15 protein-coding genes are annotated in these 16,847 nt (G+C 58.5%); 12 read left to right on the forward strand and 3 right to left on the reverse strand.

The genetic code is table 11. The annotated features are described in order from the left end of the window. The first annotated feature begins 78 nt into the window (after positions 1-78). From miaA to ACR0IK_RS04225, 6 genes are all read left to right on the forward strand, one after another. Positions 79-972 carry a tRNA (adenosine(37)-N6)-dimethylallyltransferase MiaA gene (gene miaA / locus ACR0IK_RS04200; protein ID WP_480640558.1) on the forward strand — a complete coding sequence of 298 codons (894 nt, stop codon included), beginning with the start codon at positions 79-81 and terminating at the stop codon, positions 970-972. A gap of 309 nt (positions 973-1,281) precedes the next feature. After that, positions 1,282-2,952 (forward strand): ABC transporter substrate-binding protein, encoded by a 1,671-nt coding sequence (locus tag ACR0IK_RS04205; RefSeq protein ID WP_480589841.1) that lies wholly within the window; start codon positions 1,282-1,284, stop codon positions 2,950-2,952. 122 nt (positions 2,953-3,074) lie between these two features. After that, positions 3,075-4,121: an ABC transporter permease gene (locus ACR0IK_RS04210; RefSeq protein ID WP_480640559.1), complete on the forward strand. Its 1,047-nt coding sequence runs from the start codon at positions 3,075-3,077 to the stop codon at positions 4,119-4,121. Between the two features lie 13 nt (positions 4,122-4,134). Then, positions 4,135-5,598, forward strand: a complete 1,464-nt coding sequence (locus tag ACR0IK_RS04215; RefSeq protein ID WP_480589836.1) for an ABC transporter permease — start codon at positions 4,135-4,137, stop codon at positions 5,596-5,598. A gap of 91 nt (positions 5,599-5,689) precedes the next feature. After that, entirely contained in the window at positions 5,690-7,777 is a 2,088-nt protein-coding gene (locus ACR0IK_RS04220; protein WP_480640560.1) for a dipeptide ABC transporter ATP-binding protein, read from the forward strand. 411 nt (positions 7,778-8,188) lie between these two features. Then, positions 8,189-8,419 (forward strand): hypothetical protein, encoded by a 231-nt coding sequence (locus ACR0IK_RS04225; protein WP_480640561.1) that lies wholly within the window; start codon positions 8,189-8,191, stop codon positions 8,417-8,419. Positions 8,420-8,638: 219 nt separating this feature from the next. Here ACR0IK_RS04225 and ACR0IK_RS04230 read toward each other — a convergent pair whose 3' ends face one another. Beyond that, entirely contained in the window at positions 8,639-9,223 is a 585-nt protein-coding gene (locus ACR0IK_RS04230; RefSeq protein WP_480640562.1) for a lytic transglycosylase domain-containing protein, read from the reverse strand. Positions 9,224-9,430: 207 nt separating this feature from the next. Between ACR0IK_RS04230 and ssb the strand changes: the two genes are divergently transcribed. Both ssb and ACR0IK_RS04240 read left to right on the forward strand, forming a co-directional pair. After that, positions 9,431-9,931, forward strand: a complete 501-nt coding sequence (ssb, locus tag ACR0IK_RS04235) for a single-stranded DNA-binding protein (RefSeq protein WP_480589822.1) — start codon at positions 9,431-9,433, stop codon at positions 9,929-9,931. An 18-nt stretch (positions 9,932-9,949) separates the two neighbouring features. Beyond that, positions 9,950-11,020: a site-2 protease family protein gene (locus tag ACR0IK_RS04240; RefSeq protein WP_480640563.1), complete on the forward strand. Its 1,071-nt coding sequence runs from the start codon at positions 9,950-9,952 to the stop codon at positions 11,018-11,020. Here the strand turns inward: ACR0IK_RS04240 and aroB are convergent, their stop codons facing one another. Both aroB and ACR0IK_RS04250 read right to left on the reverse strand, forming a co-directional pair. Continuing rightward, positions 11,021-12,133, reverse strand: a complete 1,113-nt coding sequence (aroB, locus tag ACR0IK_RS04245) for a 3-dehydroquinate synthase (protein ID WP_480640564.1) — start codon at positions 12,131-12,133, stop codon at positions 11,021-11,023. It lies immediately after the preceding gene. Then, positions 12,134-12,721 (reverse strand): shikimate kinase, encoded by a 588-nt coding sequence (locus ACR0IK_RS04250; protein ID WP_480640565.1) that lies wholly within the window; start codon positions 12,719-12,721, stop codon positions 12,134-12,136. It abuts the gene before it with no gap. A gap of 79 nt (positions 12,722-12,800) precedes the next feature. Between ACR0IK_RS04250 and ACR0IK_RS04255 the strand changes: the two genes are divergently transcribed. From ACR0IK_RS04255 to ACR0IK_RS04270, 4 genes are all read left to right on the forward strand, one after another. Continuing rightward, positions 12,801-12,950, forward strand: a complete 150-nt coding sequence (locus ACR0IK_RS04255) for a hypothetical protein (RefSeq protein ID WP_170348465.1) — start codon at positions 12,801-12,803, stop codon at positions 12,948-12,950. Then, positions 12,940-14,463: a hypothetical protein gene (locus tag ACR0IK_RS04260; protein WP_480640566.1), complete on the forward strand. Its 1,524-nt coding sequence runs from the start codon at positions 12,940-12,942 to the stop codon at positions 14,461-14,463. Before ACR0IK_RS04255 ends, ACR0IK_RS04260 begins: the two co-directional genes overlap by 11 nt. Before the next feature lie 2 nt (positions 14,464-14,465). After that, positions 14,466-15,419 (forward strand): site-specific tyrosine recombinase XerD, encoded by a 954-nt coding sequence (locus ACR0IK_RS04265; RefSeq protein ID WP_480640567.1) that lies wholly within the window; start codon positions 14,466-14,468, stop codon positions 15,417-15,419. Positions 15,420-15,482: 63 nt separating this feature from the next. Then, positions 15,483-16,790, forward strand: coding sequence for an HlyC/CorC family transporter (locus ACR0IK_RS04270; protein WP_480589807.1), 1,308 nt, complete (start codon positions 15,483-15,485; stop codon positions 16,788-16,790). Positions 16,791-16,847: the final 57 nt, after the last annotated feature.

Raw genomic sequence — 16,847 nt, forward strand, 5'->3', positions numbered from 1 at the left:
CGGGGTTAATTTCCGGCGCAAAATGAAGCAAAAACTCCGCAGGTTCAATGCGGATGGTGAGGATTGGGGCGTACCCGGATGGCCAACAACGAAAGTTCGCAGATTTGGGACCGCCTGCCCCCGATAAATGAGGATCAGCCCGTGCTGATCGCGGGGCCGACAGCCTCGGGAAAATCGGCGCTGGCCTTGCAGATCGCAGAGACCTTCGGCGGTGTGATCCTGAATGCGGATGCCAGCCAGGTCTATGATTGCTGGCGGGTGGTTTCGGCGCGACCATCAGCCGAAGAAGAAGCCCGCGCGTCGCATCTGTTGTATGGTCATATCGCCTATAACCAGGACTATTCCACCGGCCACTGGCTGCGCGAGGTAACACCGCTGCTGTCCTGTGAACGGCGACCAATTATCGTCGGCGGCACCGGCCTGTATTTCTCGGCCTTGACCGAAGGAATGGCCGATATCCCCGCCACACCGCCCGAGGTTCGAGCTGACGCTGACGCAATGGACCTGCCGTCGCTGATCGCTGGTGTGGACGCGAGGACGCTGGACCGGATCGACACTCAAAACCGCGCCCGTGTTCAACGCGCGTGGGAAGTATTGCATGCCACCGGGCGCAGCTTAAGCGACTGGCAGGCCGACACTCCGCCTCCGGTTCTAGACCTGTCTGGCACGATTCCAATCGTGTTTGACGTGGACAAGGAATGGCTGCTGGACCGCATCACCCGGCGTTTCGATCAAATGCTGGACTCCGGCGCGCTGCAAGAGGTCGAGGCGATGCGCGACCTCTATGATCCGTCCCTGCCCGCCTTCAAGGCCATCGGTGTGCCCGAACTGAAGGCTTATCTGGACGGTAAGATGAGCTTGGACGCCGCCCGAGAACGCGCGACAATTGCCACCCGTCAGTTCGCCAAACGCCAGCGCACCTGGTTCCGCGCGCGGATGAGGAATTGGAATCGGGTAGATTTCTCAAAATGATACACCAGTCTCCTGATCGGTTTTTCTGAGCGATTCTCCGAAAAGGACGAATCCGCCGGTTCACCACTGTATACATCGCGATTACACCTTAACCCGGGCATTGCGGACCTTATAACAATCCCCGACCATGTCGCTTTTGTACCATTAATGACGATTTCGAACATTGACCTCATACAAATTCTGGGGCCGAATGGACCTATGGGGACATGCAGAACTCAAAAAAACCGTGAACCTGCTGCCGGAAGCTGACCGGTACGAGCGGTTCCAATCTTCATACAAAACAAAATATGTCATCAGGGAGAGACATTGATGAAAAACCAAACCATCACCGGAGCCCCGATTCACTGGGCCGCAGAAATGCACGCTCAGGAGTATCGTGACGGCAAACTGAACCGGCGAGAATTTCTGGCGCGCGCCACCGCGCTGGGTGTTGCCGTGCCAGCGGCCTACGGTATGATCGGCCTGCAATCACCTGCTGCGGCGCAGGAGCCGCAACGAGGCGGTACCATTCGCTATCAGATGGAAGTTCGCGCGCTGAAAGATCCGCGGACTTATGACTGGACACAAATCGCTACCTTCACCGCGGGATGGCTCGAGTACCTGGTTGAGTATAACAACGACGGCTCGTTCAAGCCTATGCTTCTGGAAAGCTGGGAAGCCAATGACGACGCCACCGAATACACCCTAAACGTTCGTCAGGGCGTGAAATGGAACAATGGTGACGATTTCACCGCCGAAGATGTTGCGCGTAATATCACCGGATGGTGCGATTCCTCGGTCGAGGGCAACTCGATGGCTTCACGGATGGCGTCTCTGATCGACGAGAGCACCCAGCAAGCCGCAGACGGTGCTATTACTGTTGTCGACAGCCACACGGTCAAGCTGAAGTGTAACGCCCCGGACATCACAATCATCCCCGGCATGGCCGACTATCCCGGCGCCATCGTGCACAGCAGCCATGATCCCAACACAATGTTGGACAACCCGATCGGCACCGGCTTCATGCTGCCTGAAAGCCACGAAGTTGGCGTGAAAGGTGTTCTGGTTCGCAATGAAGACTTTGACTGGTGGGGATATGAAGCCGGTAAAGGCGGCTATATCGACAGGATTGAGTTCATCGATTACGGCACCGACCCTGCCGCTTTCCTTGCTGCCTATGAGGCCGAAGAAATCGACATGAATTGGGAGTCGGTCGGTGAATTCGTCGATATCTTTGACGGCATCGGCCTTGTTCGCTCGGAAATCCCGTCGGGCTTCACCATCGTCATCCGTCCCAACCAGCTGGCCGAAGATGCAGACGGTAACAAAATCTACGGCGACAAACGCGTACGTCAGGCTCTTGCGATGGCTGTCGACAACGCGGTCTGTCTGGAGCTTGGCATGTCCGGCTACGGTATTGTTGCCGAAAACAGCCACGTTGGTCCGATGCATCCTGAATACAACTCGGAAGTGCCTCGTATTCCATATGACCCAGCCGCAGCCAAAGCGTTGATGGACGAAGCCGGTATGGGTGATTTCGAGCACGAAGTTCAGTCCATCGATGACGATTGGCGCCGGAACACTACTGCGGCAGTTGTTGCCCAGCTCAATGACGCGGGCATCAAGGCCAAACACACGGTTCTGCCGGGGTCGACCTTCTGGAATGACTGGACAAAATACCCGTACTCTTCGACAAACTGGAACCACCGCCCGCTTGGCACGCAAATCCTTGCGCTGGCCTATAAGTCAGGCGTTGCATGGAACGAGTCCGGTTTCTCGAACGAAGAGTTCGATACATTGCTGGCCGAAGCAAACTCCATTTCCGATGTGGACCGACGCCGCGAAGTAATGGGCAAGCTGCAGGCGATCATGATCGACGAAGGTGTGGTCATCCAGCCCTATTGGCGGACCGCGATGCGCCATCACCGCGACAACATGGTCGGTGTCGAAAAGCACATCGCAGACCTGCCCCAGCTCTATAAATTTGGCTTGTTGAGCTAAGCCCAAACTTATCAGGCCGCGCCTCGAAGGCGCGGCCTTTTCGTCCTAAACGCGGCGACACAAAAAAACAGCAATGCGTGGAACCAGATGACCTTCGCGCTAGCCTACCAACAGGGGCCAACATGGGACTTTTCATTCTAAAGCGTGTAGGCATCATGCTCATTACAGCATTGTGCCTGACATTCTTGGTCTTTTTCCTAACCAACCTTTATCCCAACCTCGAAAAGCTCGCGAAAACGCAGGGCAATTTCCGGATGTCGGATGAACAGGTTGCCAGCTTTCTGGAAAAAAACGGATATCTTCAGCCGATGCCGGTCAAATACGGCGAATGGCTGGGCGTTCTGCCCTCCTATCGGCATACAAATGAGGACGGCTCTGTTCAGGGCAGATGTATCTTACCGGGTGAATCTGCAGAAGATGCCCCGAAATTCTGCGGCATTCTGCAAGGGTACTGGGGCTATTCCACTGTCTTCAAAGAGGAAGTTTCTACCGTTGTCGGAACCCGTCTTGGCCTGACTGGCAGGTTGATGTTCTGGGTGATGTTGCTGATGGTCCCTTCAGCGCTGATCCTTGGCGTTCTTGCTGGTATGAAAGAAGGATCCGCCACCGACCGGACCCTTTCGACCTTTGCGATCACCACCACGGCGACACCGGAATACGTGTCGGGTGTGATTTTCATCGCCATTTTCACCTCGTCCGCTGTGGGCCTGAAATGGTTCAAGGGCACCGCAACGCAGGCGATGGAGAACCCGACCTTTGAGAACTTCTTCTTACCGGTTCTAACGATTGCGCTATACGGGATGGGCTACATCGCCCGGATGACCCGCGCGTCGATGACCGAGGTGATGACGGCACAGTACATACGGACTGCACGCCTCAAAGGTGTGTCATTCTCGAACATCGTCATGAAACACGCGCTGCGCAATGCGCTGATCGCGCCGTTTACCGTCATCATGCTGCAATTCCCGTGGCTGCTGAACGGTGTCGTGATCGTTGAGACCCTGTTCAACTACAAGGGCTTCGGCTGGGCACTGGTTCAGGCGGCAGGCAACAACGACATTCAGCTGCTGCTGGCGATTTCGGTCGTGTCGGTCTTTGTGGTGCTGGTGACGCAGCTGATATCGGATATCGGCTATGTCTACCTCAACCCGCGCATTCGCATTTCGTAAGGAAGGATAGAACATGGAACCACTTACCTGGACCGGCTCTATCGCCCTCCTGAACCCGTTGCTGATGATCGCGTTGGTGGCACTTCTGGTGTCGATCGTCGTCTGGATTGTAGGCAGCATCGTGCTGCCGGAAACGCCGGTCAGCGTGAATGTCGACGGAACGATCAGTTCTGGCTCGGGCCTGCGCGGCCTGACCCAAAAAGCACTGCAATACAGCTTTGCAGCCTGTGTAGCGTTGGCGTTGGCCTATATCGTGCTGGGTATCTTAATGGGCACCAGCGCGGGCATCATCGGCGCGATCTCGCAGCAGTTCCTGCCTGTCTGGCTGTCGCTCATCATCCTGTTCGCCATGTCGATTGCCTTTAAGCGCAAGCTGGGTCTCTACGGCAAACTTTTTGACAGCCCCATTGGCATGATCGGCTTCGGCCTTGTGATGTTCTGGGTCTTTACAGGCATCTTCGGCGCCATGGACCTGATCATCACCCACAATCCTCTGGACCAAGTATCGGGCATGAAGAACAAAGTCCCCGGAACACCCTTGCCGTCCACAGAGGAGGGTGCGTACGCCTGGTACCTGCTGGGCGGCGACAATTTAGCACGCGATGTATTCAGCCGCATGGTCAAAGGCGCATGGATCGTGGTGCAGATCGCACCCTTGGCGACCATGTTTGCCTTCATGGTCGGGATCACTCTGGGCCTGCCCGCCGGGTTCTATGGCGGCCGTCTGGACACGCTCCTTTCATTCCTTGCCAATCTGATCCTCGCCTTCCCGGTGATCCTGTTGTTCTACCTGCTGGTCACCCCGGAGATCGTGGCAACCGGAGTGCCGAACTATATGGCGGCAGTCCTGTTCGTATTCCCAATCCTGTTCCTAGGCGTTCTGCTGAACTCACGGTTCTATACAAGGCCGAACTTCCGCACCCCGTTGCTGATCGGAGTGTTGGGCATCGCGCTTTGGCTGTACCTGTCGTTGATCACGACCGGTGGCTACATCATCAATACCGACAGCTATCGCATCTGGGGACTGCCAACGTATCTGGACCTGTTCGATATTCCCGGCGGCATCCTCGTTGTGTTCGTTTCGGTTGTCTTCGTGAACTCGCCCACCGTGTTCCGTATCGTTCGGGGATTGGCCTTGGACATCAAAACGCGGGACTACGTGGCGGCGGCCCAAACGCGTGGTGAAGGTCCATGGTACATCATGCTGTGGGAAATCCTGCCCAATGCACGTGGTCCGCTAATCGTCGATTTTTGCCTGAGGATTGGCTACACCACCATTCTCCTGGGGACATTGGGCTTCTTCGGGCTGGGCCTGCCCCCGGAAAGCCCGGACTGGGGCTCGACGATCAACGAGGGGCGTAAACTCTTGTCAATCTACCTGCACCCCGCCCTTCCGCCTGCGCTTGCCTTGTTGTCACTGGTTCTTGGTCTGAACCTGCTGGCCGACGGTTTGCGCGAGGAAAGTCTTAAGGACTGATGTGATCGAGGCCGGGGGGGCAGCCCCCCGGTTCCCCGAGATTTTTAGCCAGATGATGGGACGTCCCTGACTCTCGCGAGGAGAAACACAGATGAACAAACTGGCGGAATATGACGGGCCAATTCTTGAGATCGACAAGCTGTCGATTTCCTTCTTTACCCGCCTGCGGGAAATCCCTGCGGTGATGGATTTCTCGGTCAGTGTGCAACCCGGCGAAGCCGTGGGATTGGTTGGAGAATCCGGTTGCGGCAAGTCCACCGTTGCGTTGGGCGTCATGCAGGACCTTGGCAAGAACGGACGGATCGTTGGTGGCTCGATCAAGTTCAAGGGGCGCGATCTGTCCAAGATGACAACCGAGGAACTGCGCGACATTCGCGGCAATGAAATCGCGATGATCTACCAGGAACCGATGGCCTCGCTGAACCCGGCGATGAAAATCGGCAAGCAACTGATGGAAGTGCCCATGATCCACGAGGGCGTGAGCACTGAAGAAGCCTACAACCGCGCCCTCGAAGTCGTAACTGACGTGCGCCTGCCCGACCCCGAGCGGATGTTAAACTCTTTCCCGCACCAGTTGTCGGGTGGTCAGCAACAACGGATCGTCATCGCCATGGCTCTGATGTCGAAACCGGCGCTGTTGATCCTGGACGAACCAACCACAGCCCTTGACGTGACCGTCGAGGCTGCCGTGGTCGAGTTGGTCAAGGATCTGGGTAAGAAGTACGGCACCTCGATGCTGTTCATTTCACACAATCTCGGACTGGTTCTGGAAACCTGCGACCGACTTTGTGTGATGTATTCAGGTGAGGCGGTCGAGCGCGGCTCGATCCACGACGTATTCGACGAGATGCAGCACCCCTATACGCAGGCGCTGTTCCGCTCGATCCCGTTGCCGGGGGCAGACAAGAACGCGCGGCCTCTGGTGGCAATCCCCGGGAACTTTCCACTGCCTCACGAACGCCCGCCGGGATGTAATTTTGGCCCGCGCTGCGACTATTTCGAGGAAGGCCGCTGCGACGCGCAGAGCATTCTGATGGAGCCAGTGCCCGGCAATGATCGCCACCACACGCGCTGCTTGAAGTTCCAGGAGATCGACTGGAACGCGCCGATCACTTTGGGCGAACAGAAGGATAAAGGTGAAATTGGCCGCGTTGTCCTAAAGATGGACAACCTTAAGAAATACTATGAGGTCGCCGCCAACGCCCTATTCGGCGGTGGTGAGAAGAAGGTCGTTAAAGCCAACGAGACGCTCAGTTTTGAGGCCCACGAATCCGAAACGCTTGCCATTGTGGGCGAATCCGGATGCGGTAAATCCACCTTTGCCAAGGTCTTGATGGGTTTGGAAACGGCAACAGACGGCCAAATCCTGCTGGACAACCGCAACATCGAAGATGTCCCGATCGAGGAACGCGACGCCAAAACAGTTGGCGAAGTTCAGATGGTCTTCCAGAATCCGTTTGACACGTTGAATCCATCAATGACCGTCGGCCGTCAGATCATACGCGCGCTGGAAATCTTTGGCGTGGGCAAATCCGAGGCCGAGCGCAAGAAGCGAATGCTGGAATTGCTGGACTTGGTGAAACTGCCCCGTGCCTTTGCCGAGCGCATGCCCAGACAATTGTCGGGCGGGCAAAAGCAGCGTGTCGGGATCGCCCGCGCCTTTGCAGGGGACGCCAGGATTGTGGTCGCAGACGAACCGGTGTCGGCCCTCGATGTGTCGGTGCAGGCCGCTGTGACAGATCTGCTTATGGAAATACAGCGCGAGCACAAAACCACGCTGCTGTTCATCAGCCACGACCTTTCTATCGTGCGCTATCTAAGCGACCGGGTGATGGTGATGTATCTGGGCCATGTGGTCGAGTTAGGGACCACCGATCAGGTCTTTGCGCCGCCCTATCACCCCTATACCGAAGCGTTGCTGAGCGCTGTTCCCATAGCGGACACGTCAATCGAAAAGCAGCATATCGTTCTGGAAGGGGATATCCCGTCGGCGATGAACCCGCCTCCGGGCTGCCCTTTCCAAACCCGGTGCCGGTGGAAGTCGGAAGTGGCGGGCGGGTTGTGTGAGCGCGACGTGCCTCCGGTAAAAAATCTGGCCGACGGGCATCAGGTCAAATGCCATCTGTCCGAAGAAATTCTGGCCCGCATGGAACCGGTGATCAAGATCGCGGCCGAATAAGCCAGTCAACCGCAGTTCAGGGGCGCCGGAAATGCACCGACGCCCTTGTCATCTTTCTAATACGTAGCTTTCTTATTCGTAGCGCAAATAGCGCTCGGATCTCTGCCGGTATGCAATAGATGGTCACAGTTTTATAGTGAGCACTTTATGCCGGTCGTCACCAACGGTCGCGCGCGAGCTGTATTGGGCCCGCACATGCCCGGCGCGTTCTGCACCAGCACGACGGCCCCGTTCTTTCCATTCTAAATCGTGCAGGAGTTGGGTCGCCTGCCCTGGAGTATCAGTGATTACAGCTCCTTGGCTGTCTTTCTGACGGTCACGCTCAACCGCAGCTTTGCAGCACGGTTGGGCAGCGGTCAGTGATTTGCGCCGCTGATCCATGCATCCATCCCAGTGTATGTGATCGCGTTGATGTCGGTTCTGATCTTGCCGTCTTCCAGAATGCAGATCTCGGTCGGGGTGCTGGGGCTCAACCTCAGAAAAAGTTCGTTATCGATGATGAACGGCTTTGGCCACATCAGCGCCGGGCGCTACAGGATCGATAAATCTTCACTCAACGCGTGGCTAAGTGCGATGACTTCGCTGGGGTGGATGACAGGTCCTGCGCAGGATTTTTTCACCGGGCAATGGGGTGCGGACTGAGGTGGCAAAGAAACCACAACAGCCCGGTTCCGGTGCCGACCGGTTGTCGCGGTTGGCTGTGACGGCTTGCCAACGGCGCATGTTCTGTGCAGCGGCGCCCTGACCCTGCTTTACGTGCGCAAGGCCGGTCTGCCCGATTTCGCGCGCTGGCAGTTCTGCTGATTACGGCCAAACTCCGCAAGCGCCGCGAAGTCGGTGCGACGTGACAAAAAGGATCGCTTAACCGCCCCAGATCACTTTCACATAGTCCTGGGTTTCTTTGTACGGGGGAACGCCGCCGTGTTTTTCAACGGCCTGCGGCCCGGCATTATAGGCCGCCAGTGCCAGACGCCAGGATTTGAACTTACGGTACTGCCAGGACAGATACCGCGCCCCACCCTCCAGGTTCTGCTTCGGGTCATGCGGGTTCACCCCCAAAAGCTGCGCAGTGCCGGGCATCAACTGAGCCAGCCCCAAGGCGCCCTTGTGGGATTTCGCGTGCGGGTTCCACCCGCTTTCCTGCTGCACCAGACGCAAGAACAGCTCTTCCGGGACATTGTGCTTGCGCGCGGCCTGCCGGGCCAGAGTCATATACTGCCCCCGGTACTTACCCGTGTAGCGTTTGTTGAAACTGGCACTGGACTTTGCCCTCTTGGGTTTCAACCGCTCGGAGTCGCGATACTGGGTTGCGGCACGCGAATCTAAAATCTTGGATTGTTTTAGGAAAATGTCCTTCCGGCTTTTCGTCGACAACGTCTGCGCAGTCACCGGGACCGAGACCAGAGCAAAGCACGTAACCAAAAAACAACTAACCAGAAATCGCATTAACGCCAATCTCGCTCGTTCAGGAACTCTATGGAGTATAGATATTTCAGTTAATAATGAAAGCTTGGTAAACCGAGCCCCGGTATATTCTTGCTGAGTGTTACCTACATGAACCGTGTTTCAACCACGACGCAGGCCGTATAGGGTCGCTGGGAAACTCTGCGCCAGATTCGGGCGCGCAAACGTCAATTCAAAACGGGGAAGTACATGGCGGGTTCAGTCAACAAGGTCATTCTGGTCGGAAATCTTGGCCGCGATCCCGAGGTCCGGACATTCCAGAACGGTGGCAAGGTTTGTAACCTGCGCATCGCAACGTCCGAGACCTGGAAAGACCGCAACACCGGTGAACGCCGCGAGCGCACCGAATGGCACTCGGTCGCGATCTTCAACGAAGGCCTTGTCCGCGTGGCCGAACAGTACCTGCGTAAAGGGTCCAAAGTTTACCTTGAAGGTCAGTTGCAGACCCGCAAATGGCAGGATCAATCGGGTCAGGATCGGTACTCGACCGAGGTGGTCTTGCAGGGGTTCGGCTCGACTCTGGTGATGCTGGACGCCCGCGGTGAAGGTGGCGGCGGCGGTTTTAGCGGCCAGTCGGGCAGCTACGGCGGTGGTCAGGCCGGTGGCGGCTATGGCGACCCCTATGGTGGTCAATCCAGCGCCCCTGCCCCGGCATCCGGCGGTATCGACGACGACGAGATCCCGTTCTAAGTCAAACGGAGGCAAAATATGACATGGTCCTTCTCACTCGGCCGGATACTGGGGTCGGAACTGAGGGTCCATGTCACCTTCTTCCTGCTGCTGGCCTGGGTCGGTTTCGCCGCCTATTCCAGCGGAGGCCTACCGGCCGCCATCGAAAACCTGATCTTTGTGCTGGCGTTGTTTGCCTGCGTCGTCGCGCATGAGTTTGGCCACGCACTGATGGCGAGACGCTATGGGATCAAGACCCCTGACATCACTCTGCTGCCCATCGGTGGGTTGGCCCGGCTGGAGCGGATGCCGGAGAAGCCAATGCAAGAGGTCTGGGTCGCCCTTGCGGGACCTGCCGTGAATATCGTGATCTGGGTGGTACTGGTCGTGCTAGGGGCCGGGATGCCGCTTGAGACGATGGCCCAGATTGACTCGACCGGCCCCGGGTTGTTGAACCGGCTGGCCTATGTGAACCTGCTGCTGGCGGCATTCAACATGATACCGGCCTTTCCAATGGATGGGGGGCGCGTATTCCGTGCCCTGCTGTGTCTGAGGATGGACCGGGTCAAGGCCACCAGAGTCGCCGCCCTTGCCGGACAGATCGTCGCTGTCGCGTTCGGTTTCTGGGGGCTGAGCGTGGGCAACCCGATACTGGTTCTGATCGCGGTTTTTGTCTTCATCGCAGCCAATTCCGAAAGCCACGATGTTGCTATGCGCTCGATCGCGCGGCGGGTATTAGCCCGGGATGCGATGATCACCGAGTTTCACGCCCTGTCCCCGACCGACACGCTGGCCACCGCAGCGCAGGCCGTCATTCACACCACGCAGCATGAATTTCCGGTACTGGACTCAGCGGGCGCTTTACTGGGTTTCGTTACGCGCAACGGTTTGTTCTCGGCGCTGGCGGGGGAAACTCCGCGCTCGGACCCGGCGACCTCGATCATGGTGACGGAAATCCCACAGGTGCAACTGATCAGCGGACTCGAGATGGTTCTGGACGGGCTGCACAAAGGTGCCCCGGCCATCGCGGTCTGTACGCAGGCCGGGAACATGGTCGGTTACATCACCCGCGAAAACATCGGAGAGCTGATGGTGATCCGCGGCCGTTGATCAGACCGTCGCCAAGGCGTCTTCCAGTACTGAAATCACTGCCTCACGCGGGACGTCCGAGGTGACAAAAGCCTCACCGATTCCGCGCGCCAGGATGAACCGCAGTTGGCCGTCGATAACCTTCTTGTCCTGCGCCATCAACTCAACCAGCGCCTCGGCACTTGGCAACTCGCCCGGAATGTCGGCGAGATCGGTTTTCATCCCCATTGCCCGCAGATGGGCACGGACGCGGCTTGGGTCTTCCTGCGAGCACAGCCCCAGACGCGATGACAACTCGAACGCCAGCGCGCAGCCGATGGCCACGCCTTCCCCGTGCAGCAGACGGTCGGAATATCCGGTCGCGGCCTCAAGCGCATGACAGAATGTATGGCCTAGGTTCAGCAGCGCGCGATCGCCTTGTTCGGTTTCATCACGCGCGACAATATCCGCCTTCATCTGAACCGAGCGCGTCACGGCCCGCACCCGGGCGGCCATATCACCGCTCGAAACCTCCGTTCCATTACCCTCAAGCCACTCGAAAAACGCGGCATCGCCCAGCAAACCGTATTTCACAACCTCGCCGTAACCCGACAGGAAATCGCGCTGGGTCATTGTTCCCAGAACCGAGGTATCGGCCAACACCAGCGATGGCTGATGGAACGCGCCGATCAGGTTTTTGCCCTGCGGCGCGTTGATCCCGGTCTTGCCACCCACCGAACTGTCGACCTGTGCCAGCAGCGAGGTCGGGATCTGCACGAACCGCACTCCGCGCCGCAGCACTGCAGCAGCAAAGCCGACCAAATCGCCGATAACTCCGCCACCCAAGGCAACAACCACATCCCGGCGCTCGACCTTCTCCGCCAGCAACCACTCTACGGTACGTTCAAAATGCGGCCAGCTTTTGGTTGCCTCTCCCGGAGGTAAGGCCAGGGACGTCATTTCGATGCCGGTGGCAGCCAAACCCTCCCGCAGGGCGTCCAAATGCAGCGCGCCCACGTTCTCATCGGTGACAACGGCCACTTTGGGGCGGGGCAGCAATGGCGCAATCTGTGCCCCGGCCTGCGCCAGCAGGTCCGGGCCAATTTCCACGTCATACGAGCGTTCGCCCAGCTCTACATGTACGGTTTGGTGCATTTACTTCCGTTCCAAAACATCGGGGCGTGTTGCCAACGAATCCAACACCCGGTTCACCATATTCTCGATCGAGGTTTCGCCGTCCGATTCAGCGATCAGGTCGGCCTGCCCATAAACCGGTACACGGTCCTCGTACAAGGCGCGCAAGGTCGCATACGGGTCGGCGGTGCGCAGCAAGGGGCGCGTGTCCTTGTGCTTGACCCGGTTCCACAGGACCTCAAGATCGGCGCGCAACCAGACGGACACACCGCGCTCGGTGATCATCGTACGGTTCTGCTCGGTCAGAAAGGCGCCGCCACCAGTGGACAGAATGCCTTTTTCTTCATCCAGCAGACGCCCGATAACCTGGCTTTCTTTGGCGCGAAAAAACGGCTCTCCGTCGCGAGCGAAAATCTCGGGGATGGTCATATTGGCCGCCGATTCGATCTCGGCATCACTGTCGAGGAAGGGAACGCCCAGCCGCGCGGCCAACGCACGGCCCACAGCCGTCTTTCCTGCCCCCATCATGCCGACAAGAACCACTGTTTTGTGCAGTTCAAAGCCTGTATCCGGGCCCACGCTCGAAGAGTTATGCTTAATTTCGCTCATTTCACCGTGAATGACGTGATCTTAGGAAAAATGCTAGCTATAACTATGACAAAAGAGAAAATTGGGGCAGCGTTGAGCAATGGGCCGTCTGATCAAGTTCCTGTTATATCTGATTTGCCTGGGTTTCATCGGGCTGGTGGCATACGCCTATCTGGGCCCGTTCTTCGGCGCCGACTTTTCGGCACCGCAAGACGAGATTCGAGAGCCGGTAATCCTGAATGTCGAATAAGGCCGCACTGGTTGCGTTGTTTATGGCCGGATCGGCGCAGGCGCAGCAGGAACCTCTTTCTGTCATTGATTGGCTGAGCGACCCGCCGGAAAACCTGCCGGGGACCGTGTTGCTGGAACCGCCTGTGACGGAGACCGGCGTTCAGCCGGACGTCGAGGTCACGCCGCTTGAGGCGCTGTCGCCGCCGCTTGGGCTGGTGTCGTCCTCCGTGACCGGGCTGCCCGTGGACCTGTGGCAGAACAGCGATCCCGCCCGTCTGGCGCAGCTGATCGCCCGTGTGCCCGTCAAGTATAACCCGGCGATGCAGCGCCTGCTGTTTACCCTGCTGCTGACCGAGGCCCGCGCACCTGCGGGTCCGAACGCGAAGGAACCTTTGCTGCTGGCACGACTCGACCGGCTGATGCAACTGGGTGCGGCCGATCCGGTGCAATCGCTGGTGCAATTGGCCGGCCCCACCGACAGCCGCGAGCGATTTCAACGCTGGTTCGACGCGACGCTGCTGACCGGAGATGAGGATCGAAGCTGTACTGCGCTGATCGCCCAGCCGCATCTGTCCCAGGACTATGCGGCGCAAATCTTCTGCAAGGCTCGCCGGGGCGATTGGGAATCCGCCGCTCTGACGCTTGAGGCCGCCCACGCGCTGCAGATTTTGCCGCCCGAAGATCTGGACGTGCTGGACCGGTTCCTCAGCCCCGAACTCTACGAAGACGCCGAGTATCTGCCGCAGCCTGACGACCCCGACCCGCTGAGTTTTCGCTTGTTCGAAGCAATTGGTGAGCGTTTGCCCTCCACCCCGCTGCCGCGCGCCTTTGCAAATGCCGATCTACGCGATGTGGCCGGTTGGAAGGCACAGATCGAGGCCGCCGAGCGGCTTACGCGGATCGGGGCGCTGACACCCAACCAATTGCTCGGCTTATATACTGAGCGATCCCCTGCCGCGTCCGGCGCGGTCTGGGATCGGGTCGCGGCAGTGCAAAAGTTTGAGAGCGCGCTGCAAACTGGCAAACCGGGCGCGGTTGCCAAGGCGCTGCCCAAAGTCTGGGAACAGATGCGCAGCGTTGGGCTGGAAGTTCCGTTTGCCGAACTGTTCGCAGGCCGTTTGTCGCAGATGACTCTGCCCGATACGGCCGCCGAAAACCTGCGGTGGCGGATTTTGTTGTTGTCCGAGCTGTATGAAACCGCCGCGCTGTCGCCACCGGATCAATCGGTGAAGACGCAGTTCCTAACCGCACTGGCGCAGGGCGATCCGGGGCGGGCTAAGTCACCATCACCAATGGCCGATGCAGTAGCCGAAGGCTTTGCCTGGGCTGCGCCAGTTCCGTCAGACATTGATGCGATGCTGGCGAACGGTCAGCTAGGCGAGGCCATTCTGGAAACGATGGAATTGTTCGCCCACGGTGCGCGCGGCAACCTTGTCGATCTGACCGCCGCGGTGGCAACCCTGCGCCGTGTGGGTCTTGAGGACACCGCCCGCCGTGCGGCGCTGAACCTTCTGATCCTGCAGGACACGTGACTATGGTGGCCCCGGCAACTTCGGATCTGTGGATTTCCACCTTCCTGCAGGCCCAAGCCGCTGAGATGGGGGCGGCCAACAATACCCTGCTCGCCTATGGTCGCGATCTTAAGGATTTTGCCACCTGGCTGGAGCGCCGCAAAACCGGGTTTACCGAGGCCGAGCGTGATCAGATCGAGGCCTATCTGATCGACTGTGATGCGCTGGGGCTGGCAAAATCCACCCGCGCGCGGCGGCTGTCGGCGATCAAGCAAATCTATCGTTTCGCTTTCGAGGAAGGTTGGCGCGAAACCAACCCCGCAATTCAGATCAAAGGTCCCGGACGACAAAAACGCCTGCCCAAAACGCTGGACGTGCCAGAGGTCGACCGGCTGTTGCAGGCCGCCCGCCAGACCGGACGCACCAAAGGCGACCGGGTGCGCAACACCTGCCTGATGGAGGTGCTTTATGCCACCGGAATGCGGGTGACCGAGTTGGTCTCGCTGCCTGTCTCATCTGCGCGGGGCGATCCACGGATGCTGCTGGTTCTGGGCAAAGGCGGCAAGGAACGGATGGTGCCGCTCTCCCCCCCTGCCCGGGAAGCGCTGGCTTCGTGGCTTATGGTTCGGGATGAAACCGAGGATCAACTGGTCGCCGAAGGCGGTCAGCGGTCCAAGTTCCTGTTCCCTTCGCGCGGGAAATCCGGGCATCTCACCCGCCACATGTTCTTTCTGCTAGTCAAGGAATTGGCGGTTCAGGGCGGGGTTTCGCCAGAAAAGGTCACGCCGCATACGCTGCGCCATGCTTTCGCTACGCATCTGCTGGCCAACGGGGCCGACCTGCGGTCAATCCAAACGCTGCTTGGCCATGCCGACGTGGCGACCACCGAAATCTATACGCACGTTCTGGATGAACGTTTGGCCGAACTGGTGCTGGAGCATCACCCGCTGGCCAAAGAGCCCGAAGACAAAGGCTAACCCCTTGATCCGCAGGGGCCGCGACCCCATAACGGATGCAGCAACACCAATAACCAAGGACCGATGGAACCCTCTTCTTCTCTGATCGACGGCGCATTCTGGTTTACCACTGGCGCCATTCTGCTTTTGCTTGTCTTGTCAGGCTTTTTCTCGGGTTCCGAAACGGCATTGACCGCCTCGTCGCGCGGCAAGTTGCGGGCGCAGGCCGACAAGGGCTCGCACGGGGCGCAAAAGGCGCTGGATATCACCGATGACAACGAACGGTTGATCGGCTCGGTCTTGCTGGGCAACAACCTCGTAAACATCCTCGCGGCTTCGCTGGCGACTGCGCTATTCACGCGCTTGTTCGGCGAAAGCGGCGTGGCGTTGGCGACACTGGTAATGACCCTTCTGGTTCTGATCTTTGCCGAGGTTCTGCCCAAGACCTACGCCATCACCAACGCAGAAAAAGCAGCAGCCGCTGTCGCGCCGATCATCAGCGTTGTGGTGACGGTTTTCTCACCCGTGGTCGCTGCGGTGCGTCTGTTGGTGCGCGGCGTTCTGCGCCTGTTCGGCGTGCAGATCGATCCCGACAGCAACATCCTTGCCGTGCGCGAGGAAATCGCCGGCGCGCTACATCTTGGCCACTCGGAAGGCGTGGTCGAAAAGGAAGACCGCGACCGTATTCTGGGCGCGCTTGATCTGGGCGACCGCACGGTCGAAGAAATCATGCTGCACCGCTCAAATATCGAGATGATCGATGCCGACGACGCGCCCGAGGCCATTCTGCAGCAATGTCTGAAAAGCCCACACACTCGCCTGCCCGTGTTCCGGGATGAGCCGGAAAACATCGTGGGCGTGGTGCACGCAAAGGACCTGTTCCGCGCCATGTATGCACATGCGGATGCCAGCGAAGAAGAAAGCGACCGGCTGAAATCATTCGACATTTCGAAGGTAGCGAATGCCCCTTACTTTGTGCCCGAAACCACCACGCTGGACGACCAGATGCGCGAGTTTCTTCGCATGCACAGCCACTTTGCGCTGGTGGTGGACGAATACGGCTCATTGCGCGGCCTGATCACACTGGAGGACATCCTCGAAGAAATCGTTGGTGAAATCGCCGACGAGTTCGATATCGAAGAAGACGTCCCCGTCACCCGCACCGAGGACGGACAGTATCTGGTCGAAGGCGCGATGACCATCCGCGATGCCAACCGGGCGATGGACTGGTCGTTACCCGACGAAGAGGCCAACACGATTGCCGGGTTGGTCATCCACGAGGCGCAGATGATCCCGGTGACCGGACAGGTGTTCTCGTTCCACGGATTCCGTTTCGAGGTCACCGCGCGAGAGGGCAATCGGATCACCGAATTGAAAATTCGCCCCCTGTAACCTTCGGTCTGCGACAGGCAGTGTCGCGAACGAAGCAGTCAGCCTTGCCTTGCGCTT

The organism is Ruegeria sp. BF7, assembly GCF_056538605.1.